Origin of the sequence: Mesorhizobium yinganensis, assembly GCF_040081985.1 — a bacterium.
Lineage (GTDB): Bacteria > Pseudomonadota > Alphaproteobacteria > Rhizobiales > Rhizobiaceae > Kumtagia > Kumtagia yinganensis.
This window is the reverse complement of the sequence record NZ_JBEBMH010000003.1, coordinates 54,225-80,342: the sequence shown is the minus strand read 5'-3', so window position 1 is coordinate 80,342 and position 26,118 is coordinate 54,225. Positions and strand designations below refer to the sequence as shown.

The window sequence follows — 26,118 nt, the reverse complement described above, 5'->3', positions numbered from 1 at the left end:
TACTGCCTATTGCCCACTGCCTGCTGCTCAAACCCCTGTGAAACCGGCAACCACCATGCCCAGCCCCCTCGCCATTTCCGTTCGCAACCTGGTCAAGCGTTTCGGCACGAAAACCGTCGTCGACCATGTCTCCATGGACGTCGCCGAAGGCGAGATCGTCGGCTTCCTCGGTCCCAACGGTTCCGGCAAGACGACCACCATCCGCATCATGTGCGGCCTGCTGACGCCCGACGAGGGCGATGGCGAGGTACTGGGTTACAACCTCCGCACCGAGGCGCTGCGGATCAAGAACGAAGTCGGCTACATGACCCAGAAATTCTCGTTCTACGAGGACCTGACGATCGCCGAAAACCTGCAGTTCGTCGCCCGTCTCTACCGGCTGAAACCGGTTGCGGAGCATGTCGACCGCACGCTGGAGGAACTCGGCCTCACATCGCGGCGCGATCAACTGGCCGGCACGTTGTCCGGCGGTTGGGAGCAGCGGCTGGCGCTCGCCGCCTGCATCATGCACAAGCCGAAACTGCTTTTGCTCGACGAACCCACCGCCGGCGTCGACCCCAAGGCGCGGCGCGAATTCTGGGACGAGATTCATCGCCTGGCGCGCGGTGGCCTCACCGTGCTGGTCTCCACCCACTACATGGACGAGGCCGAGCGCTGCCACCGCATCAGCTACATCGCCTATGGCAAGATGCTGGCCTCCGGCACCGTCGCCGAGGTCGTCGGCAATGCCGCGTTGACGACATTTGTGATCGATGGCGAGCGGCTCAACGAGGTCGCCGCCGAGCTTGAAGGAAAACCCGGCGTCGAGCAGATCGCGCCCTTCGGCACGACGCTGCATGTCGTCGGCTCCGACGCGAAACTCTTGGAACAGTCGCTGGCCCCGCTCTCCAAGCGCGAAAACGTCACCGTCAGCCCCGGCGAGACCAGCCTCGAAGACGTCTTCATCAAATTCATGTCCGGCTCTCAGGACAACATGAAATGAACACGCTGTTCTCCTTCGCGCGTCTCGGCGCGCTGCTCGCCAAGGAATTCATCCAGATGCGGCGCGACCGCATCACCTTCGCCATGATGCTCGGCGTGCCGCTCATCCAGCTCGTGCTGTTCGGCTACGCCATCAACAGCGATCCGAAGACGCTGCCGGCCGCGCTCGTCGCCACCAGCCAGGATCAGTATACGCGCGCCATGGTGTCGGCGCTGGAGACCACCGGCTACTACCGCTTCGTCACCGTGGCCGCCAGCGCAGCCGAGGCGGAGGAACTGATGGCCAAGGGCGACGTCTCCTTCGTCGTCACCATCCCGTCCGATTTCCGCCGCCGCGTCGATCGCGGCGACCACCCGCAGATCCTGATCGAGGCCGACGCCACCGATCCGTCCGCCGCCGGCAACGCCATCTCCACACTTGGCACCGTCGCCAGCCAGGCGCTTCTGCGCGAGCAGGGCATGGACGCGGTCGACGCCGAGAACGCTTCCCGGCGGCTGGAGGTGGTCGTCCATCGCCGCTACAACCCCGAAGGGATATCACAATACAACATCGTGCCCGGCCTGCTCGGCGTCATCCTGCAAATGACGCTGGTGATGATGACGTCGATCGCGCTGACCCGCGAGACCGAGCGCGGCACCATGGAAAATTTGCTCGCCATGCCGGCTTCTCCCGTCGAGATCATGCTGGGCAAGGTGCTGCCCTATCTCTGCGTCGGCGCGGTGCAGGTGGTGGTCGTGCTCGCCGCCGCGAAACTCCTGTTCTCGGTGCCCTTCATCGGCTCGATCTGGCTGCTGACCGGCGCCATCTTCGTCTTCGTCATGGCGCTGGTGCTGCTCGGCTACACCATCTCGACTGTGGCGCGCACGCAGATGCAGGCGCTGCAGCTCACCTTCTTCTTCTTCCTGCCGTCGATCCTGCTGTCGGGCTTCATGTTCCCCTATCGCGGCATGCCGCAATGGGCGCAGACACTGGGCGAGATCCTGCCCCTGACGCATTTCCTGCGCGTCACCCGCGCGGTGATGCTGAAGGGCGCCGACTGGCCGGCGATTTCGGGCGAAGTTGCGGCACTCTCGGTGTTCGTGGTCGTCTTCGCCGGCATGGCGCTGCTGCGATTCCGGCGCACGCTCGATTGAAGCGGCGACGCTCCGATCTGTGGGTGTGAATTGCGAGGCTTTCCCTGCGGCATGGCGTAGGGCAAGATAATCGAAACGCTAAAAGCGCGACCGGGGGGAACACCATGACCGCAGGCGCAGCCTCGGGTGAAGCCCAAAAGATCATCGCGGAAAACCTGCTCTTTCCGGAAGGGCCGGTCGCCTGCGCCGACGGTTCCGTCTACCTCGTCGAAATCGAGCGCAAGACGGTCAGCCGCTGCCGGCCCGGCGGCACTGTTGAAATCGTCGCCGATCTCGGCGGCGGCCCGAACGGGTTGGCCGCCGGCCCCGACGGCTCGCTCTATGTCTGCAACAATGGCGGCTTCCTGTTCGTCCGGCAGGACGGCATCAACCGCGTCAGGCCGGGCACGCCCGAAGGCTACGCGGGCGGCTGGATCGAAAAGCTCGACCCGACGACTGGAAAAAGCCAGGTGCTCTACGACCGCTGCGGCGACCACCGTCTGGTCGGGCCGAATGACATCGTCTTCGACAGCCATGGCGGCTTCTATTTCACCGACTACGGGAAATTCTATCCGCGCTACCGGATGAATGGCGGGCTCTATTACGCCAAGGCCGACGGCTCCTCGATCGTCGAGGTCGCCTATCCGCTGATCACGCCGAACGGCGTCGGCCTGTCGCCGGACGGAAACACCGTCTACGTCGCCGAGACCGAGACCGGCCGCCTCTGGGCCTTCGACCTGGAGGAGCGGGGCAAGGCAAAGCGCTTCCCCTATCCGTCGCCGCATGGCGGGCGCATCGTCATCGGACTTGGCGGCTACCAGCGTCTCGACAGCCTCGCCCTCGACGCGCATGGCAATATCTGTGTCGCTACGCTCGCCAGCGGCTGCATCAGCGTGATCAGCCCGTCCGGCCAGTTGCGGCGCCAAATCATGACCGGCGACCCGCTCACCACCAACATCTGCTTCGGCGGCCCCGACATGAAGACCGCCTACATCACGCTCTCCGGCTTCGGCCGGCTGATCGCCATGGACTGGCCCGATCCCGGTCTGCGGCTGTCCTACGGAGACGGGCGGTAAGCCTCGTGTGAAGAAAGGCACGTCGCCTTGCCGGCAACTCGGCAAGGAGGATCGACGATCCCGCCCCGCCACGGTTCGCTCCCGCGCAAACGAGAAGGGTCAGCCGCGCCACCCCTGGCCCGTCCGTCGGCTGGATACCGGCGGGCGGACAGGGAGCGGCACGGCCGGTCGAAACGCAGCCTTCGATATCAGATGATAAGGAAGTCGGCGTTGGTCAGCGACAGGCCGGCGCTGAGCGAGGCGATCTGGATCGCCGCGCCGCCGCCATCGCCGTCGGCGTCATAGAACAACTGCCCGGTATTGGCGTAGTAGATCATGCGGTCGTCGGCGTCATGCGCGGCCGCGCCGCTGTGGAAGGCGCCTGCCGCGAGCACGCCCGGCGTGCCGATCTGGGTGAAGAACAGATCGTCGAGCTGGATCGTGTCGTCGGCGACGTTGAAGTCGGTGATGTCGTCGATGGCGGCCGTGGCGAGCGCGCTGTTGAAGACGAAGTTGTCCTTGCCCAGCCCGCCGGTCAGCGTGTCGAAGCCGGCATACCCCTTGATGGTGTCGTTGCCCGCCCCGCCATTGATGTCGTTGGCGTTCTGCTGACCGTTCAGCGCGTCGTCGAAGCCGGTGCCGATCAGGTTTTCGACCGACAGGTAGGTGTCGCCCTTCGCGTCGCCGCTGTTGATGGCGGCGTTGGTCAGGCTGGCGATCACGCCCGCGGCCGCGCCCGCATAGGAGGCGGTGTCGCTGCCGGCGCCGCCGTTGAAATCGTCGGCGCCGCCATTGCCGATCATGGTGTCGTCGCCGTTGCCGCCAAAAATGTCGTTGTCGCCGTCATTGCCGTAGATTTTCTGGGCGAACTCGTTGCCGGAGAGGTTGATCGCCTTGGTTCCGGACGCGCTGGTCGTCTGCATCTGCTCGACCTCGACGCCGGCCGCCAGCGTGTAGCTGACAGTGGTCGCCACCTTGTCGAGCACGCCCTTGCCGATGAATTCGGCGATGGTGTCGCCGGCATTGTCGACATAATAGGTGTCGTTGCCGGTGGAGCCGTCCATGGCGTCGGCCCCGGCTCCGCCGTTCAGCGTGTCGTTGCCCGACAATCCATAGAGCGTGTCGTTGTCGGCGCCGCCGTTGATCGTGTCGTTGAAATTCGACCCCAGCAGGAAGTCGGCGCGGCTGGTGCCTGTGATCTGCACGGCCGAATCGCACAGCGCCGCCTCGACATGCAGCAGGGCCGGCGACGCGACGCGCGTCGAGTAGTCGATGGCGCCACCCGTGCCCTGAAGGAACGAGTAGAAATCTGCGCCCCCGGGCTGGATCGTGGCGAACTGGTTCAGTTGCGCGACCGTCGAATAGAGGTTCGAGGTCGTGGTCTTGAGCACCTCGACGTTGGAGAACACCAGCGCCTCGTCGAACTGGTTGTCGGTCGCGATGACCGTGTCGGTTCCGCTTCCGCCGTTGATCGAGCCGGTCTGGTTGCTGTCGATGCTGAAGGTATCGGCGCCACCGGCGCCGTCGAGCACGTCGTTGCCGCCGCCCAGCCCGCTGAACGTGTCGGTGCCGGCGCCGCCGGTGAAATTGTTGGCTTTGTTGGTGAGAGTGAAGTCGGTCATTGGTTCTTCTATCCCGTCAGAAGATTTCGACAGATGAACTGTCGATAGATTGATGATTTTGGGTGAATAGATGACACAGAATTGACCCGGCGTTGAAAAATGCTTGCGCCGGGTTTCGGGGAGCAACCTGGACTGGTCTTGTAACGGGCTGGTGTCGCCGCCGTCGGTCGAAAGCTTCAGGTCGGTATCCACCGTCTATGCCGACCGGCGGCACACACCGATCGGCTCCCCGACCACCCATCCATGGCCGTGGGGGGCGATGATCGCAATCTTTCAAGACATTGTTATGAAACGAATATCGACGCGAGGCACGCATCGGCTCAGGCAAGATTCCAAACGAAAGCCGGTTCTTCGCGACGGCCCGCTTGAAGAGAGCCTGGCAGAACCAATTGCGTTGAAATCAGGTATATCTGTCGACAAAGACAGTTTCATGAAAAAGGACGACACAAGTATCGTCACCGGCATATAAAGTAGCATTTGGAGCGACATCTGTTGCTCAAGGCAGCCGGCTGCAAGAACGGCCGGCTTCAATGCTGCTCGACACTTCCCAGCCGGGCTCAGCCCGCAGTCCTGCCCTCCGCATTGAGCATGGTGATCTTCTGCCAGATTTTTCGCGACAGGTTGGAGCCGAGGTTTTCGACATCGTTGACCGCGTCGATAACCACCTCGTCGTTGACGGACTGGGCGAACAGCGCCGCCAGCTTGCCGGTGATCGACAGCATCTCGGAGCAATAGTCTAGGTAGCGCAGCAGGTCGCCTCGGCTCATCGTGCGTTTCGGCGAATGCGGCGTCGGCGTAAATGTCGACGACAGCGCCGCCGGGTCCTTGGTCAATTGGTGCATGTCGATGACGTGGATCAGCGAGCGCAGCCCGTGCAACTGCCGGAACACGCGGTGCCGCTTGATCGTCACTTCGGCGCGCACCAGCGCCAGCAGGCCGAGGCCGGCCAGGATCACCGTGTTCAGCGACGCCTCGATGCCTTGCACCGATTCGACCACGTCGCCGCCGCTGGAAAACCGGTCGAAGGGCAGGATGGTGCCGACGAACAGGAACATGCAGGCGCCGAGCCCGATCACCACGCCCACCAGGATACGCAGCCACCAGATCGGCTTTTCCAGCGCCGCCGCCGCGTCGCGAATGTCGCGTGCCAGCGAGACGAGTTCCTTGCCGACCTTGCGCAGGCCGGCATCCGGAAAACGGTCGGCGATGCGTGTTTCCAGCCGCTCCGCCGTTTCGATAATCAGGTGAGGATCGAGCGAACGGTATGCCATGGTCCGCTCCCGCAGTCCTATTTGGGCTGGTTGGTTGCCGCGCCGTAGCGGTTCGGGCCTGGATCGCCCTGGATGAAGCACAACGGCAGAAACATCAGAATGTCGAGCAGGATGCACAGGAACGCAAGCGCCGTCGGCTTGCCGAAATCCTGCAGGCGCTTGGCCGCCAGCGGGACCAGCGCGAAGAAGGAACAGAAGGCGACGAGGATGAAAATCCCGCCCCAAAAATTCGCGGTCTCCTCGTTGGGCGCCACGATGATCCGGTAGAGCGGATAGCTTCGCGCCAAATAGCAGAACAGGCCGGCAAGCGCGTAGGGCTTGCGGCCGAGCCTTCCGGAGAAGCTGAAGAACAGCCACGGCAATGTCGGTTGGCCCTGCAAGCGATGGTCTCCCAATCTGGCGGGCCACGCCTACCATCTCCGGTGCCGAACCGGAAGGCGCGAAACGCCGCTGCGACGATAGCGTCGTGAAAACAAGTGCTTACCGCCGTGCTTCATGTTTGGCGCGGGTGCAGCCCTTTCATCGTTCGGCGAATCCGGTGTGTCGGCAGGAAGCCATGCCGTCGTTGTCCGCGATATGAATGCTATCGCTGACCACCGTTCTGTCCCCGGCCCGCATAACGAAGGCGATCCGTGCCTCGGAAAATCTCTCCGGCATGGAGTTCTCTTCCTCCCTGGGCGACATATGCGTTCACCCTGCCGCATTGCCCCGTGCCGGCCCCCGTGACATAGCTCCCGGCGAACCGGGAGATATCGAGTGCAGGACAAGAAACTGCTGAAAGTGCTGGGCGGCGAGAGCGTGTTCCCGCCGCCGCTGTGGATGATGCGGCAGGCCGGCCGCTACCTCCCCGAATACCGCGCGATGCGTGAAAAGGCTGGCTCCTTCCTCGACCTCTGCTACGATCCGGATTTCGCCGTCGAAGTGACGCTGCAGCCGATCCGCCGCTTCGGTTTCGACGCGGCCATCCTGTTTTCCGACATCCTCGTCGTTCCGCATGCGCTCGGACGCGACCTGCGCTTTGTCGAAGGCGAGGGCCCGCGCCTGACGCCGATCGAGGTTTCCGAAATCGGGCGACTGGACGAAGCCGGCAACTTCCACGCCCATCTGGCGCCGGTTTACGAAACTGTCCGCCGCCTGCGCGCCGAACTGCCGGAGGAGACCGCTCTCATCGGTTTCTGCGGCGCGCCGTGGACCGTCGCCACCTACATGATCGCCGGGCGCGGCACGCCCGACCAGGCGCCGTCGCGGCTGTTCGGATTTCGCGAGCCCGAGGCTCTGGCCGCATTGCTTTCGAAGCTGGCCAAAGTCTCCGCCGACTATCTCATCCGCCAGATCGACGCCGGCGCCGACGCCGTGCAGATCTTCGATTCCTGGGCGGGCGTGCTCGACGAAGCCTCTTTCGAAGCCTGGTGCGTAAAACCGGTCGCCGAGATCGCGAGGCGGGTGCGCGAAAAACATCCGGCCACGCCGATCATCGGTTTTCCGCGCGGCGCCGGCAGTTTGTACGCCGGCTATCGAAAAAGCACCGGCGTCACCGCGCTCGGCCTCGACTGGTCTGTGCCGCTTTCCCAAGCCCGCGCCCTGCAGGCCGATGGTGCCGTGCAAGGGAACCTCGATCCGCTGCGTCTGGTCGCCGGCGGCCGCGCTCTGGACGAAGGCGTCGACGCTATCCTCGAAACGCTGGGAGGCGGCCCGCTGGTCTTCAATCTCGGCCATGGCATCACCCCGGAGTGCCCCATCGAGAATGTCGAGCGGATGGTCCGGCGGGTGAGGCGAGGCAGCGCAATCGCTTGAAGGAATTACCCCACCCCTAATCCCTCCCCACAAGGGGGAGGGGACTTTGCGGCCGTTATGCCGAGCGAAGCCGGCGACGATCGGCGTCTGGCGGAGATGCAAGCCCAGTCCCCCTCCCCCTTGTGGGGACGGGTTAGGGGTGGAGTAATTCCTTCAAGCGATAACCTGTGGCAAGGGTAGGCGGCTGGCCTGTTCGGCAGGCTAATATCTCGACGGTCCCCGAATACAATTTGCGCAGGCGCCGAAAATAGCATGCATGGCCGGAGATAATTTTCGTCGGTCTTCCTGCAATCGTGCCGGCGAAGATTGTGTTACGTCAACACGGCAGTCTGTCGCGACATTTGGCGCCAAAAGCAGGGCAGCGTCACGGAAAAGGGCCTCGCGTCAGCGCAAAAGCCCCCGGCACTCCTGACATTCGGGCCAAGCCTTTGCGCCGGAACGAGATTCCGAACTTGCCGCGCCGTTGAACCGAAAGCGCCGCTATGCCAGCGCCTGCCGCCAGCGTGCGGCGTAGGTCAACCATTCCGGCTCCGGAACGACTGCTGTTTCCGGTCCCCCTTCCGGTTTGAAGTCCGCGCCGGCGCAGAGCAGCGCCGCGCCGATGCTGGTGCCGGTGCTGCCTTTCGAGACCACCACGCGCCGCCCGCTTGCGGTCGCCAACATCCTGATAAAGCAGGCATTCTGGCCGAACGGTCCCTCGACGATCGTATCTCCTTGTGAGCCGATCAGGTCCAAGCAGGTGGCCGTCATCATCGCCAGATAGAACGAAACCGCCGCGAACCGCTCCCCCGGACTGGAAGGCTCGGCCGGCAGCCATTCCGATGCGCGATGCTGGAATGGCCCGGACCCCTGATCGACGGACGGTGTCAGGAGCACCGGAGTCTTCAACACCGTCTCGATTTCCGCCTTGCTCGGCTCGGCTCCGTGGTCGCCGATCAACAGCGAAAATTCCCGTCCGCCCATGAACCGCGACGATGGCACCGGATCGCAAAAGGCGTTGACATTGATCAGCGTATCGCGTTTGGGATCAAGCACTTGCCGCTCGCCGCCGACCGACATGACGATCACCCAGGTGCCGGTCGAGACCACCGTGAACGGCGCCTTTCGCGCCAGCAGATGGGGGTAGAGCGAAGCATTGGAATCATGGATGCCGCAATAGACCGGCGTGTCCGCGGCAAGGCCGGTTTTCTCTGCGATTTCAGGCAGTAAGCGGCCGAGTCGGTCGCTCGCCTTGCACATCGGCGCCATCTTTTGCCGCCAACCCAGCCGGTCGACCATGCTGGAAAAGTCGCGCTTGTGCGGATCCCAGAGATCGGTATGCGCCCCCAGCGACGTCGCTTCGTCTGCCGCTACTCCGCAGAGCCGGAAAGCCCAGTATTGCGGATACATCAAGATCGTTTCAACCCTTTGAAAGGCTTGGGGAAACGCCTGCGACTGCCAGAATAACTGCGCGCCGAGATTGAGCCCGCCAGGCAGCCTCGGCGAGCCCGTTTCCTCGAAGGAAGGTCGTAGAAGCTCATAGTCCGCGGCGGTCGTTTCGGGTCCGGAATGTTCGTAGTCCAGCATCGGCAGGGCCAGATTTCCGTCTGCCGAAAGCAGCACTCCGGACCCGCCATGGGCAGTCACGACGATCGCATCCGGCGTTGCGCGGCGGCCGAGTTCCGCCAGTCCGTCAACCATGAACGTCCAAAGGCGGTCGATGTCAAAATGAGGGTAAAGGTCTGAATTGACGACGGAATTCGCCGTGCGCGCAACGACCGTTTCCTCAAGCGTGGAAAGGTCGACCAGCGCTACCTTGGCGTTGCTCTTGCCTACATCGATGACGGCGACTGTGCGGACCTTCGGCAAGCCGCTCACTCCATATGGAAAACGGTCTCGAGCGGCACCGCGACGGGTTCACCAGCGGCGTTGTACTCCATGATGTCGGACATGAAATCCCACCAGCGCCGCATCACCGGATGCTTTGGCAGATCGTCCATCGTGTGGTCGTCGCGGCGCCAAAGCACCCCGAAAAGCTGGTTCGTTTCGGCATCGAAATGAATGGAATAGTCGGAAATTCCTGCTTCTTTCAGCAGGTCGACGAGCTCCGGCCAAATCTCGTCATGGCGGCGTTTGTACTCGGCGGTCATGCCGGGTTTCAGCCGCATCCGGAAGGCAAATTTCTCCATCAGATTACCTGCTTGTTCTCAGTCCGAGCTTGTCGGCGATGCGCGGGATGGCGATCACCGCGATCAGCAGCAGACCGATATAGACGCTGACCACCTGACCCGGGATGTTGTTAAGAGACATGCCGAAAGTCACAAGTCCTAGCGTGAGCACCGCCAGGAACACACCAAGGATAGAACCGACACCGCCTGCGATCGACACGCCGCCGAGGATGACCATGGTGACGATGTCGAGTTCCCAGCCGATGGCGATGTTGGAGCGCATGGAGCCCAGCCGCGCTGTGAGCAGCGCCGCCGCCAGTCCGGAGAGCAGTCCAGAGACAACGAACAGCAAAAAGGTCAGTCGCTCGACCGGAATGCCGGAGAACCGCGCGGCGACCGGGTTGGAGCCGATGGCGAAGAGTTTGCGGCCGGTCGCGGTCTTGTGCAGCACGATGCCGAAGACAACCGTCAGAACCAGAAAGACGAGGAAAGACAATGGGATCGGCGGAATGAACAGCCAGGGGATGCCGGTCTCCTTCATCTTGATGAAATAGCTCTGGCCGAGCTCGAGGAATTCTGGCGGATATTTGGTCTTGGCCTGGTCGCCCAAAATCACCTGGGTGATGCCGCGGAACAGCGACATGGTGCCGATGGTCACGACGATCGACGGCAGGCCGGCGTAGGTGACGAGGAAGCCATTGAAAACGCCGCACAAAATACCGATGCCGATACCCACCGCGAACAGTCCGGTGGGCCCGAACCCGGCCTCTGCGGCGTAGCCTATGCCCATCGCGGCGAGCGCCACGATCGCCGCCACCGACAGGTCGATCTGCCGCACCAGGATCAGCAGCGCCATGGCCAGCGCAATGATCGCCTTCTCGGAGAAATTGAAGGTGGCGTCGGCGAGGTTGAAGACGTCGAGGAAATAAGGCGAGACGATGGTGTTGACCACAATGGTCAGCACCAGGAGGATCACCAGGATCACTTCCCAGCGCAGCAGCACGTCGCGCGCCCGGCGCGGCGCGGCGTCCAGAACCGTGTAGCGGCTCTCGGAGGGAGGCATCGCGTTCATGCCCGCACCCGTCCGATACGCCGCGCTTCCGGCAGGATGAGCTTTTCAGGCCGTTTTTCCGCCCGCGCATTGATGACCACGGCGGCGAGGATGACCGCCCCGGAGATAGCCATCTGCCAGAACGGCGAGATCTGCAGGACCGGCAGGGCCGTCATGACGATACCTAGAAACAGCGCGCCAAGCAGCGTGCCGGCGACCGAACCGACGCCGCCGCCGATCGACACGCCGCCGATGACGCAGGCGGCGATAACGGTCAGCTCATAGCCGTTGGCGATCTCCGAATAGGCAACGCCGTAGCGGGCGACCCAGAGATAGCCGCACAGCCCGGCGACCGCGCCCGAAATGGCGTAGGCGAGCAGTTCCTGCTTGCGCTGGTCGATGCCGCAATAACGCGCCGCGACCGGATTGCCGCCGACGGCATAGAGGCCGCGGCCGGCGCGGGTGTTGTTGAGAAAAACCCAGAATAGGATCGACACGGCAATTGCAATCCACACCGGACTGGTCAGGCCGAGGAACATGTCCTTCGGGAATGCTTGGAATTCCACACCCATTTCCGAGGCGTTCACCTGGTCGCCTTTGGCGATAATGATGATCATGCCGCGATAGACGGCGAGCGTGCCCAGCGTCACGACGATCGGCGGGATGCCGAGAAAGGCGATCAGCCCGCCATTGATCAGGCCGAGCACCAGCCCGGTGATCACGCCAGCCAGGATCATCAGAAGCAGCGGCGTGTCGGGATAATACTGGCTGACCAGCGCGGCGATCATGCCCGACAGCGCGAGGTTTGCGGCCACCGACAAATCGATGCCGCGCGTCAGGATGACCACCATCTGCGCCAGCGCCATCATGAACAGCACGGAGGTTTCGGTGAGCAGGTCGCTGATGTTCTCCCAGGCCAGGAACACCGGCTGATAGGCGCCGATCGCGGCAACGCCGACGATCAGGATCAGAGCGAGCGCAAGCTCGCGATAGTTGAAGATGCCTTTCACGCGGCCTCCTTGGCGGCGCCGGTGGCCGCGCCGACGATCTGTTCGGCGCTCCAGGCGCCGCGCTTGAACTCGTCGACCATGCGGCCTTCCTTCATGACGATGACGCGGTCCGCCAGGCCCATGACTTCCGGCAGTTCGGAGCTGATCAGGACGACGGCGAGCCCGTCCTGCGCCAGTTCGCCAATGAAATCATGCACCGCCGCCTTGGAGCCGACATCGATGCCCTTGGTCGGTTCGTCGAGCACGATCACTTTCGGCCGCGTCGCCAGCCATTTGGCGATCACCACCTTCTGCTGGTTGCCGCCGGAAAGTTCGCCGAGCCGCTGCTCCCAGCTAGCCGCTTTAACCGCCAGCCGCCGCCCGAGCGAGCGCGTCGCCTCCTGCTCGGCGGAACGCGACAGGAACAGGCCGCGCACATATTTCGACAGGTTCGCCAGCGTCACATTCTCGCGGATGCCGAGGGAGAGGATCGCGCCCTGGTCCTGCCGGTCCTCCGGCACGTAGGAGATGCCGGCGGCGATGGCATCCGACGGGGAATTTATCGAAAGCTGTTTGCCGTCCAGCGAAATCGTTCCGCGCGTCACTGGCGTAATGCCGAACAGGCCCTGCATGGCCTCGGTTCGTCCCGCTCCGACCAGCCCGTAAAGGCCGAGAATCTCGCCCTTGCGCAGGTCGAAGGAGACGTCGGCGTATTCGGTGGCGTTCGACAGGCCCTTCACAGACAGCACGACATCGCCTATCGGCACGTCGCGCTTGGGAAAAACCTGGTCGACCGGACGACCGACCATCATGCGCACAAGCTGCGCCTCGGTGACGGAGGAGATCGGACCTTCGCCAACCTTCTCGCCATCGCGCAGGCAGACGAAATCGTCGGCGATGCGAAAAATCTCATCGAACTTGTGGCTGATGAAGACGATGGCGCGGCCTTCCGCCTTCAACTGCTCGACAATGCGGAAAAGGTCGTCGATCTCGTTGGCCGAGAGTGCCGCCGTCGGCTCGTCCATGATGACGACGCGCGCCTCATGCGACAGGGCGCGGGCGATCTCGACCAGGTGCTTTTGCGCGACCGACAGCCGCTTCAGCTTGAATTCGGGCGGGATGGGCGCGTCGATGCGCTTGAGCAACGCGGTGGATTTGTTGCGCATCTCGGACCAGTCCACGAATCGCGAGGACCCCGTGGGCATGTGGCCCGTAAAAATGTTCTCGGCGACGGAGAGTTCGTCGAACATCACCGTTTCCTGATGGATGGCGGCGATGCCGGCGGCCCACGCGTCGCGTGGCGAGGAAAAATGCTTCTGGTCGCCGCCAACGCGGATTTCGCCTGCGTCCGGCCGATAGATGCCGGTCAGGACTTTGACGATGGTCGACTTGCCGGCGCCGTTCTCGCCGATCAGCGCGGTAACGCGCCCGGCCCTGAGCGACAGGCTGATGTCACTCAGCGCCCTGACGCCGGGAAAGCTTTTCGAGACGCCGGAAAGGGTGAGGATGGGTTGGGACATTATTTCGCGATTTCGAAACTGACGGGCCCGGTACCTTCTCCCCTTGTGGGAGAAGGTGGCCGAGCGAAGCGAGGTCGGATGAGGGGTGCTGGACGGAGCGCAACGTCTCGTTTCTTCCAACACCCCTCATCCGTCGCCTTGTCTCGGTCTTGCTCCGCAAGTCCGAGGGCGACACCTTCTCCCACAAGGGGAGAAGGTGGGCGTAGGCCCAGATCAGAAGATCTTGGCGAATTCCTCGACGTTGCTCTTGTTGAACTCGAAGGGCTCGCCCATGACGCATTCGCCGTCCTTGCCGACGGTGGTCTCGCCCTTCTTGCCCATGGAGAGCTTGTCGCCCTCGGCGGTGGGCTTGCCGGCCAGGATGTCGGCCATGATCATGGTCGAGGAGTAGCCGTATTCCACCGGGTTCCAGATCGCGAAGGTGTCGCAGGCGCCCTTCAGCACATAGTCCTTCATTTCGGAAGGCAGGCCGAGGCCGGTGATGAACACCTTTCCGGTCAGGCCGCCGTCGACGATCGCCTTGGCGCCCGAGCGGATGCCGATGGTGGTCGGCGAGATCACGCCCTTGAGGTTCGGATAGGCCTTCACCAGGCCCTGCATCTCGCGGTAGCTCTTGTCGTCCTGGTCGTCGCCGTAGACGGTCGCGACCAGCGGCATGTCCTTGTATTCCGGCTTCTTCCACTCTTCCTTCATGGCCTCGATCCAGGAATTCTGGTTGGTCATGGTGGAAGCGGCCGACAGGATGGCGACCTCGCCCTTGCCGCCCAGCGTCTTGGCGATCATCTGCACCTGCTTGGCGCCGATGAGCGGGGTGGACGACGCCGAGAGATGGACGATGCGGCCGGCCGGCGCGATGGCCGAGTCGAAACTCATCACCTTGATGCCGCGTTCCATCGCCTTCTTGCCGACCGGAACCAGCGCGTCGGCGTCGTTCGCCGAGACGATGATGCCGTCGACCTTCTGGGCGATCTGCGCGTCGATCACGGCGATCTGCTCTTCCGCCGTCGGCTTGGCCGAGGCGGTGTAGATGATCTCGATGCCGCCGAGTTCCTTGGCCGCTTCCTTGGCACCGTTGGCGCAGGCGTCGAAATAGCTGTTGCCGAGGTTCTTCACGATCATGGCGATGCGCTTGTCGGCGGCGAACGCCCGTTTCGTGATGATCGCCGGCATGGCCAGCGCAGCACCGGCGGCGCCGGCAAGCTGCAGTACGGTACGACGTGTAGTCTTCATGGCAAATTCCTCCCTGCCATTCCCGGTTCAAAATCCTCGGACCGGCTCATGCCGGCCCGACCGTCCGCCGATCATGCGGCGGAAGCGATCTCCTTGGCAACGGGCGCAATCCTTACATCGAGCCCGGCATTCTCCATCATAGCCAGCGCCGCCTCGCTGATCCCGTCATCGGTCACCAGCACCGAGACGCGCGACAGCGGGCACACGACCAAGCTTCCCCTCGGGTCGAACTTGGTCGAATCGGCGAGCACGATCAACCGCTCCGCGCGGCTAAGCAGTTTTGCCTCGGCGCGCGCCACCAGCGGGTCGGCCTCGACCACGCCGAGCGGAGTGATCGCGGCGGCGCTCATGAACATCGTCGTGGCATGCAGATTCTGGATCGTGTCGTCCTCGAAGGGCGACAGGATGATGCCTTGCTCGCGATAGACTTCGCCGCCGGGCAGGGTGATGCGGTTCTCACTGCCGCGGATCAGCGCCTCGGCGATCGGGAAGGAGTTGGTCAGGATGTTAAGCCGGCGGTCGCGCAGAAAATCGACCATGGCGAAGGTCGTCGTGCCGGCATTGATGATGATCGACTCGCCGTCTTCTACCAGACCGCAGGCGAGCGCTGCGATGGCGCTCTTCCTGTCGGCGTTCTTGACGCGCTGCGAGCTGAAGGTCGGGGCGCCGAGCGTCGCCGGCAGTTTCTGCTCCGGCTCGGAGATGCCGCCATGCACGCGCCGGACCAGACCTTCCTCTTCCATCCTTGCCAGATCCCGGCGCAGGGTCGCGCTGGAAGCGCCGGTGAGATCGACGAGCTCGCGCACGGGCACGACCGGCCTTCCGGCCATCGCTCCCAATATCGCCGCTCGCCGGTCCGTTTCGCGCATGTCGATCGACAACCTCAACAGGAAATCGATCATCATGAATGCACGTTCGCTCAAAAGCGTCAACAACTGTGAGCATATTGCGCCGCATCAATTCCATTGTGCAATGCAAACGCTCAATTTCTGCTCGAATCATGATTGACCATGAGCGATTAGGCTCATAACGTCCGCCAAAAATCTCGAAAGGGCGGAAACATGGCCACGTTAGGACTTGCCGATCTCTGGGACGACGCCAAGGCCGCCGGCATGAGCGAGGCGGAACTGCTCGTCTATCGCTCCAACCTGCTTGGCTCGGACAAGCGCATCACTAACTATGGCGGCGGCAACACCTCCGCCAAGGCGATGGAGAAGGACCCACTGACGGGCGGGCAGGTCGAAGTCTTGTGGGTGAAAGGTTCGGGCGGCGACCTCGGCACCATGAAGATGGACGGCCTCGCCAGCCTCTACATGGACAAGCTCGAGGCGTTGAAGGGCCTTTATCGCGGCCTCGCGCATGAGGACGAGATGGTCGGCTACCTGCCGCACTGCACCTTCAACCTCAATCCCCGCGCCGCCTCGATCGACACGCCGCTGCACGCCTTCGTGCCTAGGAAACATGTCGACCACATGCATCCCGATGCCGTGATCGCGATTGCCGCGGCGAGGGACAGCAAGGCTCTGACGCAGAGGATTTTCGGCGACGAGATCGGCTGGCTGCCGTGGAAGCGGCCGGGTTTCGAACTCGGCCTGTGGCTGGAGAAATTCTGCAAGGAAAACCCGAAGGCGCTCGGTGTGGTTCTCGAAAGCCACGGCCTGTTCACCTGGGGCGACACGGCCAAGGAATGCTATGACGTCACCATTCGCATCATCAACAAGGCGATGCAATTCTTCGAGGCGGACGGCAAGGGCAAGGCTGCCTTCGGCGGCGAGGTGCGCAAGACGCTGCCTTCCGAGGAACGCAGCGCTATCGCCGCAAAGCTCATGCCGGCGCTGCGCGGCATGATTTCCGCCAAGGAGCGCAAGGTCGGGCATTTCGACGACCAGCCGGCGGTGCTGGAGTTCATTGCGGCACGCGACATGGAAAAACTGGCCGCACTCGGCACGAGTTGCCCCGACCATTTCCTGCGCACCAAGATCAGCCCGCTGGTGGTGGATTTCGACCCGGCCAACCCGGACATCGACAAGACGCTCGCCGGCCTGCCGGCCTCGCTGGAGGCCTACCGGTTGGGCCATGCCGCCTATTACGAGCGCTGCAAGCGGCCGGAAAGCCCGCCGATGCGCGACCCCAACGCGGTCGTCTACCTCGTGCCGGGCGTTGGCATGATCACCTTCGCCAAGGACAAGGCGACGGCCCGCATCTCCGGCGAATTCTACGTCAACGCCATCAACGTCATGCGTGGTGCCTCGACCGTCTCCGGTTATATGGGCCTGCCCGAGCAGGAGGCCTTCGATATCGAATACTGGGTGCTGGAGGAAGCAAAGCTGCAGCGCCTGCCGAAGCCGAAGCCGCTGGCCGGGCGCGTCGCGCTGGTCACCGGCGGGGCGGGCGGCATCGGCCGGGCCATCGCTGATCGTCTGATGAGCGACGGCGCCTGCGTGGTGCTGGCCGACATCGACGCCGCCTCGCTGGAGACTGCCGAAACCGACTTCGCCAAGCGCTATTCAGCGGACGTCGTGAGTGGCGTGAAGCTGGACGTGACGAAGGAGGCGGAAGTCGCCGAGGCCTTTGTTTTCGCGGCTAAGGAATTCGGCGGGCTCGACATTCTTGTCTCCAACGCCGGCATTTCGTCCGCCTCGCCGGTCGAGGATACGGAGCTTTCGCTGTGGACCCGCAACATCGACATCCTCGCCACCGGCTATTTCCTGGTGGCGCGCGAGGCGTTCCGGCTGATGAAGCGGCAGAAGGCGGGCGGCAACATCGTCTTCATAGCCTCCAAGAACGGGCTCGCCGCCTCGCCGAACGCTTCCGCCTATTGCACGGCAAAGGCCGCGGAAATCCATCTCGCCCGCTGTCTGGCGCTGGAAGGCGCGGACGCCGGCATCCGTGTCAACACGGTCAACCCGGACGCGGTGCTGCGCGGCTCCAACATCTGGAAGGGCGAATGGCGCGAGCAGCGCGCCGCCGCCTACAACATGAAGCCGGACGAGCTCGAAGAGCACTACCGCAAGCGCTCCATGTTGAAGCTAGGCGTGTACCCCGAGGATGTCGCCGAGGCGGTCTGGTTTTTCGCCTCCGACCTGTCGGCCAAGTCGACCGGCAATATTCTGAACGTCGATGCGGGCAACGCGCAGAGTTTTACGAGGTAGACTTGCCGCGACCGAAAAACAGAAGGGTGCTATTCTTCATGCCGTGTCTGGCGGCGACACAGCCCGCCGGCATCGAAGCTGGAGGAAGCCATGACCGGCGTAACATTCAGTGACAGAAATCTGCTTGAGGCCCCCTTCAGGCCGGAGGAGCAGCAACTCGTCGAGCTCTGGAAACATTTCGAGACGGTCGGAGACAACGCTAAGGAGCAGACTACGAAGATGGTGAGCTGGATGCTGACCTTCGCCGGCGGTATCCTGTCCTACGTATTCGGTTTCACATTCTTTCGCGACAAGGGTTCGATTTTTTGCCTGCATGATCCTGCAATCGCCTATGCGGGCAGCCTGACCGGCGCGGTCATCTGCGGCCTGACCATAGCGATGATTCGAGAATTCAAATACCACACCTACCGAAACTGGTGGCGCGCAACACAATGCAAGAACAATGTCCCGAGGCTTCATCTTCTGGTTACGGGAAGCCAGCATATCGCGCCGCTCGGTCCGCAGGAGACATTCGAGCCTGAAGACAGTCGAGTCGCGTCGATCTTCCGGCTTTTCTATGTGGTGAGCGGCGGTTTCCTGGCATTCCACATGGCCGTCTTTGCCATGCACTGGTTCAGGATTCAGCAATGCTAGCCCGGAAACAATAGGGACATGAAAAAGGAGCGGGAGGACAAGTGACCGAATCCATCATCGCGGCCGACTCCGTCGCCGACCACAATACTGCCCACGAAAAGGATCTGAGCCGCGACTATGACCACCTCGGTGAACAGCTCGACCGGCGCGGCATAAACATCGATGCGATCCGCGAGAAGGTGGAAAAATTCGGTGTCGCCATTCCGTCCTGGGGCGTCGGCACCGGTGGCACGCGCTTCGCCCGCTTTCCCGGAGAAGGAGAGCCGCGAGACGTGTTCGACAAGATCGAGGACTGCGCCGTCATCCAGCAACTGACGCGCGCTACGCCGACGGTGTCGCTGCATATTCCGTGGGACAAGGCCGATCCGAAGCGGCTGAAGCAGGCGGCGAGCCGTTTCGGTCTCGGCTTCGACGCTATGAACTCCAACACGTTTTCGGACGCCAAGGATCAAAAACTGTCCTATAAATTCGGCTCGCTCAGCCATGCCGACGCCGCCGTGCGAAAACAGGCGGTGGAGCACAATCTGGAATGCATCGAGATCGGCAGGACCGTCGGCTCCAAGGCGCTGACCGTGTGGATCGGCGACGGCTCCAATTTCCCCGGCCAGGTAAATTTCACCAAAGCCTTCGAGCGTTACCTCGACGCCATGCGCGACATCTACGACGCGCTGCCGGAGGGCTGGAAGCTTTTCTCCGAACACAAGATGTACGAGCCGGCCTTTTACTCGACCGTCGTGCAGGACTGGGGCACCAACTATTTGATCGCCCAGGAACTCGGGCCGAATGCCTATTGCCTGGTCGACCTCGGACACCATGCGCCGAACGTCAACATCGAGATGATCGTGGCGCGGCTGATCCAGTTCGGCAAACTCGGCGGCTTCCACTTCAACGATTCCAAATATGGCGACGACGACCTCGACGCCGGCTCGATCGATCCCTACCGGCTGTTCCTCGTCTTCAACGAACTGGTCGATGCCGAACTGCGAGGCGCCAAGGGTTTCGACCCCGCCCATATGCTCGACCAAAGCCACAACGTCACCGATCCGATCGAGAGCCTGATGCTGTCGGCGGTCGAGGTGCAGCGCGCCTATGCGGCGGCCCTGCTGGTCGACCGCGAGGCACTGGGGGGGTTCCAGGCCGACAGCGACGCGCTGATGGCCACACAAACGCTGAAGACCGCCTTCCGCACCGACGTCGAGCCGATCCTTGCCATGGCGCGGCTCAATCTAGGCGGCGCCGTCGATCCCGTCGCCACCTACCGCGCTGCAGGCTACCGGCGAAAAGTCGCCGCTGAGCGGCCGGCCGTCAGTTCGGGCGGCGGCGGGATCGTTTAGGAGCAGGGTGCGTCCTTCGAGGCTCGCCTGCAGACGATTCGCGCCAACATTTCAACGCCTTGCGGGCTCGCACCTCAGGATGAGGACGGTCGTGCCTGTAAGTCAATCGTCAATGTTGGTGGATCGACCGTCATCGCTGCCGTTGATTTATTCTTCAACTTCCCCGCGGTCGTCGACGATGAGCGTTGCAGGCACGACCGTCCTCATCCTGAGGTGCGAGCCCGCAAAGCATTGAACATGAAGGGCAAAGCTGAACGGGCGAGCCTCGAAGGACGCACGCGAAAACCTGTGTCGTCCGCCGCGCCTACAGCGTCGCGCCCAGATGCCAGGGCACGAACTCGTTGTCGCCGTAACCAAACTCCTCGCTCTTGGTCTTCTTGCCCGACGCCGTCTCGACGATGAGTTCGAAAATCTCGCGGCCCATCTGCGGGATGTTCTTTTCCCCCGAGGCGATCACGCCGCAATTGACGTCCATGTCTTCTTCCATCGAATTGTAGAGCGCGGTGTTGGTCGCGACCTTGATCGACGGGGTCGGATGGCTGCCGAAGCAGGAGCCGCGCCCGGTGGTGAAGACGATGACGTTGGCGCCGCCCGCCACCTGGCCGGTCGCCGACACGGGGTCGTAGCCGGGCGTGTCCATGAAGACCAGGCCGTGGCCGGTGACCTTCTCGGCATAGGCGAAAACGCCGTTGAGCGGCGTCTGGCCGCCCTTGGCCACCGCGCCCAGCGACTTTTCGAGGATGGTGGTCAGGCCGCCGCGCTTGTTGCCGGGCGACGGGTTGTTGTCGATGGAGGCGCCATGCTTGGCCGTGTGGTCCTCCCACCACTTGATGTAGCCGTCGAGCTTTTCCGCGATTTCAGGCGTCGCGGCGCGATAGGCGAGCAAGTGCTCGGCTCCATAGATCTCGGTGGTCTCGGACAGGATGCCTATACCCCCGGCCGCCGCCAAAATATCGACTGCCGCGCCCAGCGCCGGATTGGCGGTGATGCCCGACATACCGTCCGAGCCGCCGCATTGCAGGCCGACGACGATCTCGCTGACCGGGATCGGCTCGCGCTGCAGGTTGCCGACCTCCTCGCAGATCTCCTCCAGCACGCCCATCGCCTTCTCGACCGATTTGCGCGAGCCGCCGGAATCCTGGATGTTGAAATGCCGCTTGCCGGCGGCCGCGCCCTTGCGGCCGTAGAGCGTCAACTGGTTAACCTCGCAGCCGAGGCCGACCATCAGCGCGCCGCCGAAATTCGGATGCCTTGCATAGCCGGCCAGCGTGCGGTGCAGCACCATCATGCCGTCGCCGGTGGCGCTCATGCCGCAGCCCTGGCCGTGGACGATCGGCACGAACCCGTCGATGCCGGGATATTTCGGCTTAAGCCGCCGGTTCGCCTCGTCGGCGATGGCATGGCAGACGGTGGCCGAGCAATTGACGCTGGCGATGATGCCGATGAAATTGCGCGTGCCGGCGCGGCCGTCGGCGCGGCGATAGCCCATGAAGGTGCGGGCGCGCTCTTCCTCGGTCGCCTCGACCGGCGGGGTGGGCGGAACGACCGGCATGCGGCCGGACTCGAAGACGAGGTTGTGCGAGTGCACATGCGCCCCGGCCGCGATGTCCGCCGTCGCCTTGCCGATCGCCTGCGCATATTTCACCACCGCCTCGCCCGCCGCGATCGGGCGGATCGCCACCTTGTGCCCCGGATCGATCGCCGCGAGCGCTACGGCGCCACCGGGCAGGGTCTCGCCGGCTTCTATGCGGCCATTTGCGACGGCGACGTTGTCGGAAGGTGAAAGGACGATGCTTTTGGCGGCGGTCACGGGTCGTTTCCCTGGCTGTTCGGGATGATGGCTGAGGATGGTCCGGCTGAAGGTAGGCGCACGGTCGCGGTTTTGATGGATCGAAAACGCAAAGCGTGCTGAATTGGGTTGACTCCCCTCCAAGGGACGTATTGTCTTTTATCTTAAAAAAACATTTGAGCGCAATTGCCTTTTTGCATCATAAGGTGCTGCCGCGGAAGGATGGGACTTCCCGATGTCGAAGACCAGCACGGTTTTCAAGCAAGCCTACAACCGCTGCCTGAGTCTGCTCGCCGCGCGTGACTGCCTGCCGTCGGAGCCGGAACTGGGGCTGGCGCTCGGCGTCAGCCGAACGACCGTCCGCACCATCCTGGCGCATCTGGCGGAGGCCGGCGTCATCGCCTGGGACAAGCGCAGCAAGGTCAGGCTGCGGGCTCCGGTGGATGCCGATTTCTACCCGGCCGAGGAGACGGATTCGCCTGCCGAGATTATCGAGCGCAGCTTCATGCGGCGGCTTCTGGCGCAAGGCGTCGAACCCGGGACCCAGATCACCGAGCTCGAGCTGGCGCGCGAGATCGGGGTCGGAACCAGCAGCCTGCGCGAGTTCCTGATCCGCTTCAGCCGCTTTGGCCTGATCGAAAAACGTCCGAACAGCCGATGGATGCTCAAAGGGTTTACCCGCGAGTTCGCGCTGGAGCTGACCGAGATCCGCGAGATGTTCGAACTCCGCTCGGCATTTGCCTTCATCGAACTTGCCGAAGCCAGCCCGGCTTGGGCGGCGCTCGACGCCATGGAGGCCGAGCATCATGGCTTCGCAGATGCGATAGCGCGGCACTATGTGGATTTTTCCGAACTCGACGAGCGTTTCCACCGGCTGATCCACAACGCCTCGCGCAACCGCTTCATCGTCGATTTCTACGACGTGATCGCCATGATCTTCCACTACCACTACCAGTGGAACAAGGCGGGCGGGCGCGAGCGCAACGCCGTCGCCGTGACCGAGCATCTCGCCTATATCGACGCGCTCAAATCGCGCGACAAGGTGCGCTTGCAGGCTGCTTGCCGGGCGCATCTCGACTCCGCCCGCACCACCTTGCTGAGGTCGTTGCCGGGTGTTGTCGGCTGAACAATCGACCTGTTCGTCCGCCAAATTTTCTGCGATATTATGGAACCTTTTCTATCTCCAGTGCATTGAACACCAGACTCCCCTTGAATCCGTGGAGGAACGGCATGGACGCGATCCTGTTTCGTGTGCCTCTGAGATTGAATATCGATGGCTCAGAGGTTGAAATCGACTCTCTCCAGAACGCGGTAATCTTCCTGCGCGACTGGCCCGGCGCCAGGCGAGGGCCGGTTTATGCCTGCGCCATGAAAAGCTGCGAGGCGGCACTTGCCGGCAGCGTGAGGGCCGAGGATGCCCGCAAGGCGTTCGAGAGTTTTGCCAGGATTACCGGAATCCTCGGAGCGCGGACCTTTGCGCCCGATCCAGCTGCAACTCGAGTCCCGTCCTCACTCTTTGCCGCCCATCACTGACGTCAGACCGGGGCGCCGGCAACCGAGCCCCTGACCACCAGATCGACAGGCCAGACCTCGCCTCGCGGATCGTCCTCCAGCCCCGAAATGCGGGCGGCGAGGCGCTCGGCGATGCGTGCCCCGGCGAACCGGATGGACGAGCGCGTGGTGGAAAGCGGCACGGGGAAATTCTCCGGCCGCAGCCATGGGAAGACGTCGTCATGGGCGACCAGCGAAACGTCCTTCGGCACGGAAAGGTCGAGGTCGCGAAGCGCACGGACAACCCCCAGTGACATGATCAAGCTCGAGCACAGGATGGCGGTCGGCGGCGCTTCCTGTCCGAGCAGGCTGCGGGCGGCGCGATAGCCGTTCTCCTCAGTCATCACGACTGAGCGGATCATCATGGGCGAAAGCTCGATGCCGGAAGCCACCAGCGCCCGCCTAAGGCCCCGCTCGCGAAAAATCGCAAACGTCTCGCGGTCGTCACCATTGATCAGCCCGATCCGCCTGTGCCCAAGCTGCACCAACAGGCGGCCTGCCTCGTGGAATGCCCCTTCATTGTCGATGTCGAGATGCGGATAGGCAAAATCCAGCTCCTCGGAACGTCCGTGCACGATGAAGGGCAGGCCAAGCTGCCGGAGCAGCGTTATGCGACGATCCTTCGGCCTCGGCGACGACACGTAAACGGCGTCGACCTGCTTGTTGGCCGCGACGCGGCGATAGGTGGTCTCCTCATCGCCGGCCTCGGCGGGGCTGAGCACGAGGTCGAGCTCGTGCGAGCGGGCGTAGTCGCCCAAGCCGGACAGGAATTCGACGAAATGCGGGTCGATGTCGACGTTCGACCCGGTCGGCAGCACATAACCGATCATGCCTGCCTTGCCGGTGGCCAGCCGCCTGGCGCTCGGGTTCGGCCGGTAGCCGTGCCGCTTGGCAGCGTCCATGACGCGGCGGCGCGTCTCCTCGTTGACCTCGGGATAGCCGTTGAGGGCACGGCTCACCGTCGTCTGCGACAGGTCGAGCATGCGGGCGAGCTGCTTCAGGTTCATGGCATGGACATTTCTTCAAAGCGCTTTAAAAATGCCGCCTTCCCGCCCTCGACGCTTCAGAGAGACCGCAGCGGCACAATAGGCATGGCTGCGCCGCTTTTTGAAGCCGGAATTCACATTGCCACGCGGGAATATCGTGCTGCACCGCAAAAATTCCCATTTTAAATCGATTAGTCATCGGAGCTACTTGACTTCGGCTCGACTTACGATCTAGATCGATCCAAGCCAAAGCGCTTTGGAAGTCGGTTCGGATCGAGTTCCCCCAGGGATGCGTGTGGACTCGGACGGCGGACCGGTTCAGGGTGGCGTCGGCGGGATGGAATGGAGGTTCCATCCACCAGCGGAATCCAAAGGGAGGAAATCCAATGAGGAAAAGCCTGTTTCTTGGCGTCGCTCTCGCGTCGCTCGCGCTGAGCTGGCCGGCATCGGCCGAGCTGAAGTTCGCGCCGGGCGAGGACGCCCGTTTCACCTGGTCCAATTTCGACGACCTGAAGAAGGTCGACCTGAAGGGCGAGACGCTGACGATCTTCGGACCGTGGCGCGGCGAGGACGAGGCGCTGGTGCGCACGGTGCTGGCCTATTTCACCGAGGCGACCGGCGCCGAGATCAACTATTCCTCGTCGGAAAACTACGAGCAGCAGATCGTCATCGACACGCAGGCCGGCAGCCCGCCAAACATCGCGATCCTGCCGCAGCCGGGCCTGATCCAGGACCTCGCCTCGAAGGGCCTTTTGACGCCGCTGGACGCCAGCGATGCGCAGTTCGTCAAGGACAACTATGGCGCCGGCGAATCCTGGGCCGCGCTCGGCACCTACAAGGACAAGGATGGGACCGAGAAATTTTTCGGCTTCCCCTACAAGGCCGACCTGAAGTCGCTCGTCTGGTATGTCCCGGAGAACTTCGAGGAAGCCGGCTACGAGGTGCCGACGACCTGGGAAGACATGATGAAGCTGTCCGACCAGATCGTCGCGGATGGCGGCGTGCCGTGGTGCATCGGGCTGGGCTCCGGCGGCGCGACTGGCTGGCCGGCGACCGACTGGGTCGAGGACATCATGCTGCGCACGCAGGCGCCGGATGTCTACGACAAGTGGACCAAGAACGAAATCCCGTTCAACGATCCGGCGGTCGTCGGCGCAATGCAGATCTTCGCCGACATTGCCACCAACGACAAATATGTCGACGGCGGCAAGGCGGCGGTGGCCGCGACCGACTTCCGGGACAGCCCGAAGGGCCTCTTCGCCGTTCCGCCGAAATGCTACATGCACCGCCAGGCGTCCTTCATTTCCTCCTTCTTCCCGGAAGGCACCAAGCTCGGCGAGGACGCGGATTTCTTCTATCTGCCGCCCATGGCCGCCAAGCCCGACCTCGGCAAGCCCGTTCTCGGCGGCGGCACCTTCTTCACCATCACCAAGGACTCCAAGGCCGCGCGCGAATTCATCAAGTTCATCGAGATGCCGCTGGCGCATGAGATCTGGATGGCGCAGTCGGGTCTTCTCACCCCGCTCAAATCGGCCAATCCCGAAGCTTACGCAAACGACGCGCTGAAGAAGCAGGGCGAGATTCTCGTCAACGCCACGACATTCCGCTTCGATGGCTCGGACCTCATGCCCGGCAAGATCGGTGCCGGCGCCTTCTGGACCGGCATGATCGATCTCGTCGGCGGCAAGCCGGCGCCTGATGTGGCGGGCGACATCCAGAAGAGCTGGGACGCCATCAAGTAGCACGATGGGGCGGGCCGTCAGGCCCGTTCCAAGGCAGTCGGCAATAGGCAGTCGGCAGTCGGGATTTCCGGCTGCTGGCCGCCGGAGCCGAGCCGAGTTCGATTCTGACCGACTGCCGACTGCCTATTGCCGACTGCCTGAAAGCACCGGAGGGGGCC

23 protein-coding genes are annotated in these 26,118 nt (G+C 63.1%); 11 read left to right on the top strand and 12 right to left on the bottom strand.

Going from position 1 to position 26,118, the window contains the following annotated elements; translation table 11 throughout:
- The first annotated feature begins 55 nt into the window (after positions 1-55).
- The 3 genes from ABMA59_RS07560 (at position 56) to ABMA59_RS07550 (ending at position 3,170) form a co-directional block, all read left to right on the top strand.
- Positions 56-982, top strand: a complete 927-nt coding sequence (locus tag ABMA59_RS07560) for an ABC transporter ATP-binding protein (protein WP_349004726.1) — start codon at positions 56-58, stop codon at positions 980-982.
- The gene (locus tag ABMA59_RS07555) at positions 979-2,115 is read left to right on the top strand and encodes an ABC transporter permease (protein WP_349004725.1); all 1,137 of its coding nucleotides are present in this window, start codon (positions 979-981) and stop codon (positions 2,113-2,115) included. Before ABMA59_RS07560 ends, ABMA59_RS07555 begins: the two co-directional genes overlap by 4 nt.
- Before the next feature lie 104 nt (positions 2,116-2,219).
- The gene (locus tag ABMA59_RS07550; protein WP_349004724.1) at positions 2,220-3,170 is read left to right on the top strand and encodes an SMP-30/gluconolactonase/LRE family protein; all 951 of its coding nucleotides are present in this window, start codon (positions 2,220-2,222) and stop codon (positions 3,168-3,170) included.
- Between the two features lie 188 nt (positions 3,171-3,358).
- Here ABMA59_RS07550 and ABMA59_RS07545 read toward each other — a convergent pair whose 3' ends face one another.
- From ABMA59_RS07545 to ABMA59_RS07535, 3 genes are all read right to left on the bottom strand, one after another.
- Positions 3,359-4,771, bottom strand: coding sequence for a calcium-binding protein (locus tag ABMA59_RS07545; protein ID WP_349004723.1), 1,413 nt, complete (start codon positions 4,769-4,771; stop codon positions 3,359-3,361).
- A 557-nt stretch (positions 4,772-5,328) separates the two neighbouring features.
- Positions 5,329-6,042: a hypothetical protein gene (locus ABMA59_RS07540; RefSeq protein WP_349004722.1), complete on the bottom strand. Its 714-nt coding sequence runs from the start codon at positions 6,040-6,042 to the stop codon at positions 5,329-5,331.
- A 17-nt stretch (positions 6,043-6,059) separates the two neighbouring features.
- Positions 6,060-6,422 (bottom strand): DUF805 domain-containing protein, encoded by a 363-nt coding sequence (locus tag ABMA59_RS07535; RefSeq protein WP_349004721.1) that lies wholly within the window; start codon positions 6,420-6,422, stop codon positions 6,060-6,062.
- 376 nt (positions 6,423-6,798) lie between these two features.
- On the opposite strand from ABMA59_RS07535, the gene hemE reads away from it, so the two are divergent.
- A complete protein-coding gene (hemE, locus tag ABMA59_RS07530; RefSeq protein WP_349004720.1) occupies positions 6,799-7,836 on the top strand; it encodes a uroporphyrinogen decarboxylase in 1,038 nt (345 codons plus the stop codon).
- Between the two features lie 480 nt (positions 7,837-8,316).
- Here the strand turns inward: hemE and ABMA59_RS07525 are convergent, their stop codons facing one another.
- From ABMA59_RS07525 to ABMA59_RS07495, 7 genes are all read right to left on the bottom strand, one after another.
- Positions 8,317-9,684 (bottom strand): FGGY-family carbohydrate kinase, encoded by a 1,368-nt coding sequence (locus tag ABMA59_RS07525; protein ID WP_349004719.1) that lies wholly within the window; start codon positions 9,682-9,684, stop codon positions 8,317-8,319.
- 5 nt (positions 9,685-9,689) lie between these two features.
- Positions 9,690-10,004 (bottom strand): L-rhamnose mutarotase, encoded by a 315-nt coding sequence (rhaM, locus tag ABMA59_RS07520; protein WP_349004718.1) that lies wholly within the window; start codon positions 10,002-10,004, stop codon positions 9,690-9,692.
- Positions 10,005-10,008: 4 nt separating this feature from the next.
- A complete protein-coding gene (locus ABMA59_RS07515; RefSeq protein ID WP_349005210.1) occupies positions 10,009-11,046 on the bottom strand; it encodes an ABC transporter permease in 1,038 nt (345 codons plus the stop codon).
- Between the two features lie 5 nt (positions 11,047-11,051).
- Complete coding sequence (locus ABMA59_RS07510; RefSeq protein ID WP_349004717.1) at positions 11,052-12,044, bottom strand: ABC transporter permease; 993 nt, start codon at positions 12,042-12,044, stop codon at positions 11,052-11,054.
- A complete protein-coding gene (locus ABMA59_RS07505) occupies positions 12,041-13,543 on the bottom strand; it encodes a sugar ABC transporter ATP-binding protein (RefSeq protein WP_349004716.1) in 1,503 nt (500 codons plus the stop codon). Before ABMA59_RS07505 ends, ABMA59_RS07510 begins: the two co-directional genes overlap by 4 nt.
- Before the next feature lie 213 nt (positions 13,544-13,756).
- Positions 13,757-14,773: a rhamnose ABC transporter substrate-binding protein gene (rhaS, locus tag ABMA59_RS07500; RefSeq protein ID WP_349004715.1), complete on the bottom strand. Its 1,017-nt coding sequence runs from the start codon at positions 14,771-14,773 to the stop codon at positions 13,757-13,759.
- 71 nt (positions 14,774-14,844) lie between these two features.
- Positions 14,845-15,678 carry a DeoR/GlpR family DNA-binding transcription regulator gene (locus tag ABMA59_RS07495; RefSeq protein ID WP_349004714.1) on the bottom strand — a complete coding sequence of 278 codons (834 nt, stop codon included), beginning with the start codon at positions 15,676-15,678 and terminating at the stop codon, positions 14,845-14,847.
- A gap of 156 nt (positions 15,679-15,834) precedes the next feature.
- Between ABMA59_RS07495 and ABMA59_RS07490 the strand changes: the two genes are divergently transcribed.
- The 3 genes from ABMA59_RS07490 to rhaI all read left to right on the top strand — a co-directional run bounded on the left by ABMA59_RS07490 (position 15,835) and on the right by rhaI (position 19,892).
- The gene (locus tag ABMA59_RS07490) at positions 15,835-17,925 is read left to right on the top strand and encodes a bifunctional rhamnulose-1-phosphate aldolase/short-chain dehydrogenase (RefSeq protein WP_349004713.1); all 2,091 of its coding nucleotides are present in this window, start codon (positions 15,835-15,837) and stop codon (positions 17,923-17,925) included.
- 90 nt (positions 17,926-18,015) lie between these two features.
- A complete protein-coding gene (locus ABMA59_RS07485; RefSeq protein ID WP_349004712.1) occupies positions 18,016-18,558 on the top strand; it encodes a hypothetical protein in 543 nt (180 codons plus the stop codon).
- A 41-nt stretch (positions 18,559-18,599) separates the two neighbouring features.
- Positions 18,600-19,892 carry an L-rhamnose catabolism isomerase gene (rhaI, locus tag ABMA59_RS07480; RefSeq protein ID WP_349004711.1) on the top strand — a complete coding sequence of 431 codons (1,293 nt, stop codon included), beginning with the start codon at positions 18,600-18,602 and terminating at the stop codon, positions 19,890-19,892.
- 304 nt (positions 19,893-20,196) lie between these two features.
- Here rhaI and ABMA59_RS07475 read toward each other — a convergent pair whose 3' ends face one another.
- Positions 20,197-21,702, bottom strand: coding sequence for a UxaA family hydrolase (locus ABMA59_RS07475; RefSeq protein ID WP_349004710.1), 1,506 nt, complete (start codon positions 21,700-21,702; stop codon positions 20,197-20,199).
- Positions 21,703-21,916: 214 nt separating this feature from the next.
- Here ABMA59_RS07475 and ABMA59_RS07470 point away from each other — a divergent pair, with 214 nt between their 5' ends.
- Entirely contained in the window at positions 21,917-22,807 is an 891-nt protein-coding gene (locus ABMA59_RS07470; protein ID WP_349004709.1) for a GntR family transcriptional regulator, read from the top strand.
- A gap of 104 nt (positions 22,808-22,911) precedes the next feature.
- Positions 22,912-23,214: a DUF982 domain-containing protein gene (locus tag ABMA59_RS07465; protein WP_349004708.1), complete on the top strand. Its 303-nt coding sequence runs from the start codon at positions 22,912-22,914 to the stop codon at positions 23,212-23,214.
- A 2-nt stretch (positions 23,215-23,216) separates the two neighbouring features.
- Here the strand turns inward: ABMA59_RS07465 and ABMA59_RS07460 are convergent, their stop codons facing one another.
- Positions 23,217-24,239: a LacI family DNA-binding transcriptional regulator gene (locus ABMA59_RS07460; RefSeq protein WP_349004707.1), complete on the bottom strand. Its 1,023-nt coding sequence runs from the start codon at positions 24,237-24,239 to the stop codon at positions 23,217-23,219.
- A 3-nt stretch (positions 24,240-24,242) separates the two neighbouring features.
- On the opposite strand from ABMA59_RS07460, the gene ABMA59_RS07455 reads away from it, so the two are divergent.
- Together ABMA59_RS07455 and ABMA59_RS07450 are read left to right on the top strand one after the other, a co-directional pair.
- Positions 24,243-24,404: a hypothetical protein gene (locus tag ABMA59_RS07455; RefSeq protein WP_349004706.1), complete on the top strand. Its 162-nt coding sequence runs from the start codon at positions 24,243-24,245 to the stop codon at positions 24,402-24,404.
- Positions 24,405-24,604: 200 nt separating this feature from the next.
- The gene (locus tag ABMA59_RS07450; protein ID WP_349004705.1) at positions 24,605-25,960 is read left to right on the top strand and encodes an ABC transporter substrate-binding protein; all 1,356 of its coding nucleotides are present in this window, start codon (positions 24,605-24,607) and stop codon (positions 25,958-25,960) included.
- Positions 25,961-26,118: the final 158 nt, after the last annotated feature.

What these genes read in the sequence shown, in the direction of transcription:
- ABMA59_RS07560 (WP_349004726.1), top strand. Translation starts at nt 56, where the DNA reads ATGCCCAGCCCCCTCGCCATTTCCGTTCGCAACCTGGTCAAGCGTTTC.
- ABMA59_RS07555 (WP_349004725.1), top strand. Translation starts at nt 979, where the DNA reads ATGAACACGCTGTTCTCCTTCGCGCGTCTCGGCGCGCTGCTCGCCAAG.
- ABMA59_RS07550 (WP_349004724.1), top strand. Translation starts at nt 2,220, where the DNA reads ATGACCGCAGGCGCAGCCTCGGGTGAAGCCCAAAAGATCATCGCGGAA.
- ABMA59_RS07545 (WP_349004723.1), bottom strand. Translation starts at nt 4,771, where the DNA reads ATGACCGACTTCACTCTCACCAACAAAGCCAACAATTTCACCGGCGGC.
- ABMA59_RS07540 (WP_349004722.1), bottom strand. Translation starts at nt 6,042, where the DNA reads ATGGCATACCGTTCGCTCGATCCTCACCTGATTATCGAAACGGCGGAG.
- rhaM (WP_349004718.1), bottom strand. Translation starts at nt 10,004, where the DNA reads ATGGAGAAATTTGCCTTCCGGATGCGGCTGAAACCCGGCATGACCGCC.
- ABMA59_RS07515 (WP_349005210.1), bottom strand. Translation starts at nt 11,046, where the DNA reads ATGCCTCCCTCCGAGAGCCGCTACACGGTTCTGGACGCCGCGCCGCGC.
- ABMA59_RS07505 (WP_349004716.1), bottom strand. Translation starts at nt 13,543, where the DNA reads ATGTCCCAACCCATCCTCACCCTTTCCGGCGTCTCGAAAAGCTTTCCC.
- rhaS (WP_349004715.1), bottom strand. Translation starts at nt 14,773, where the DNA reads ATGAAGACTACACGTCGTACCGTACTGCAGCTTGCCGGCGCCGCCGGT.
- ABMA59_RS07495 (WP_349004714.1), bottom strand. Translation starts at nt 15,678, where the DNA reads ATGATGATCGATTTCCTGTTGAGGTTGTCGATCGACATGCGCGAAACG.
- ABMA59_RS07490 (WP_349004713.1), top strand. Translation starts at nt 15,835, where the DNA reads ATGGCCACGTTAGGACTTGCCGATCTCTGGGACGACGCCAAGGCCGCC.
- ABMA59_RS07485 (WP_349004712.1), top strand. Translation starts at nt 18,016, where the DNA reads ATGACCGGCGTAACATTCAGTGACAGAAATCTGCTTGAGGCCCCCTTC.
- ABMA59_RS07470 (WP_349004709.1), top strand. Translation starts at nt 21,917, where the DNA reads ATGTCGAAGACCAGCACGGTTTTCAAGCAAGCCTACAACCGCTGCCTG.
- ABMA59_RS07465 (WP_349004708.1), top strand. Translation starts at nt 22,912, where the DNA reads ATGGACGCGATCCTGTTTCGTGTGCCTCTGAGATTGAATATCGATGGC.
- ABMA59_RS07460 (WP_349004707.1), bottom strand. Translation starts at nt 24,239, where the DNA reads ATGAACCTGAAGCAGCTCGCCCGCATGCTCGACCTGTCGCAGACGACG.
- ABMA59_RS07455 (WP_349004706.1), top strand. Translation starts at nt 24,243, where the DNA reads ATGGACATTTCTTCAAAGCGCTTTAAAAATGCCGCCTTCCCGCCCTCG.
- ABMA59_RS07450 (WP_349004705.1), top strand. Translation starts at nt 24,605, where the DNA reads ATGAGGAAAAGCCTGTTTCTTGGCGTCGCTCTCGCGTCGCTCGCGCTG.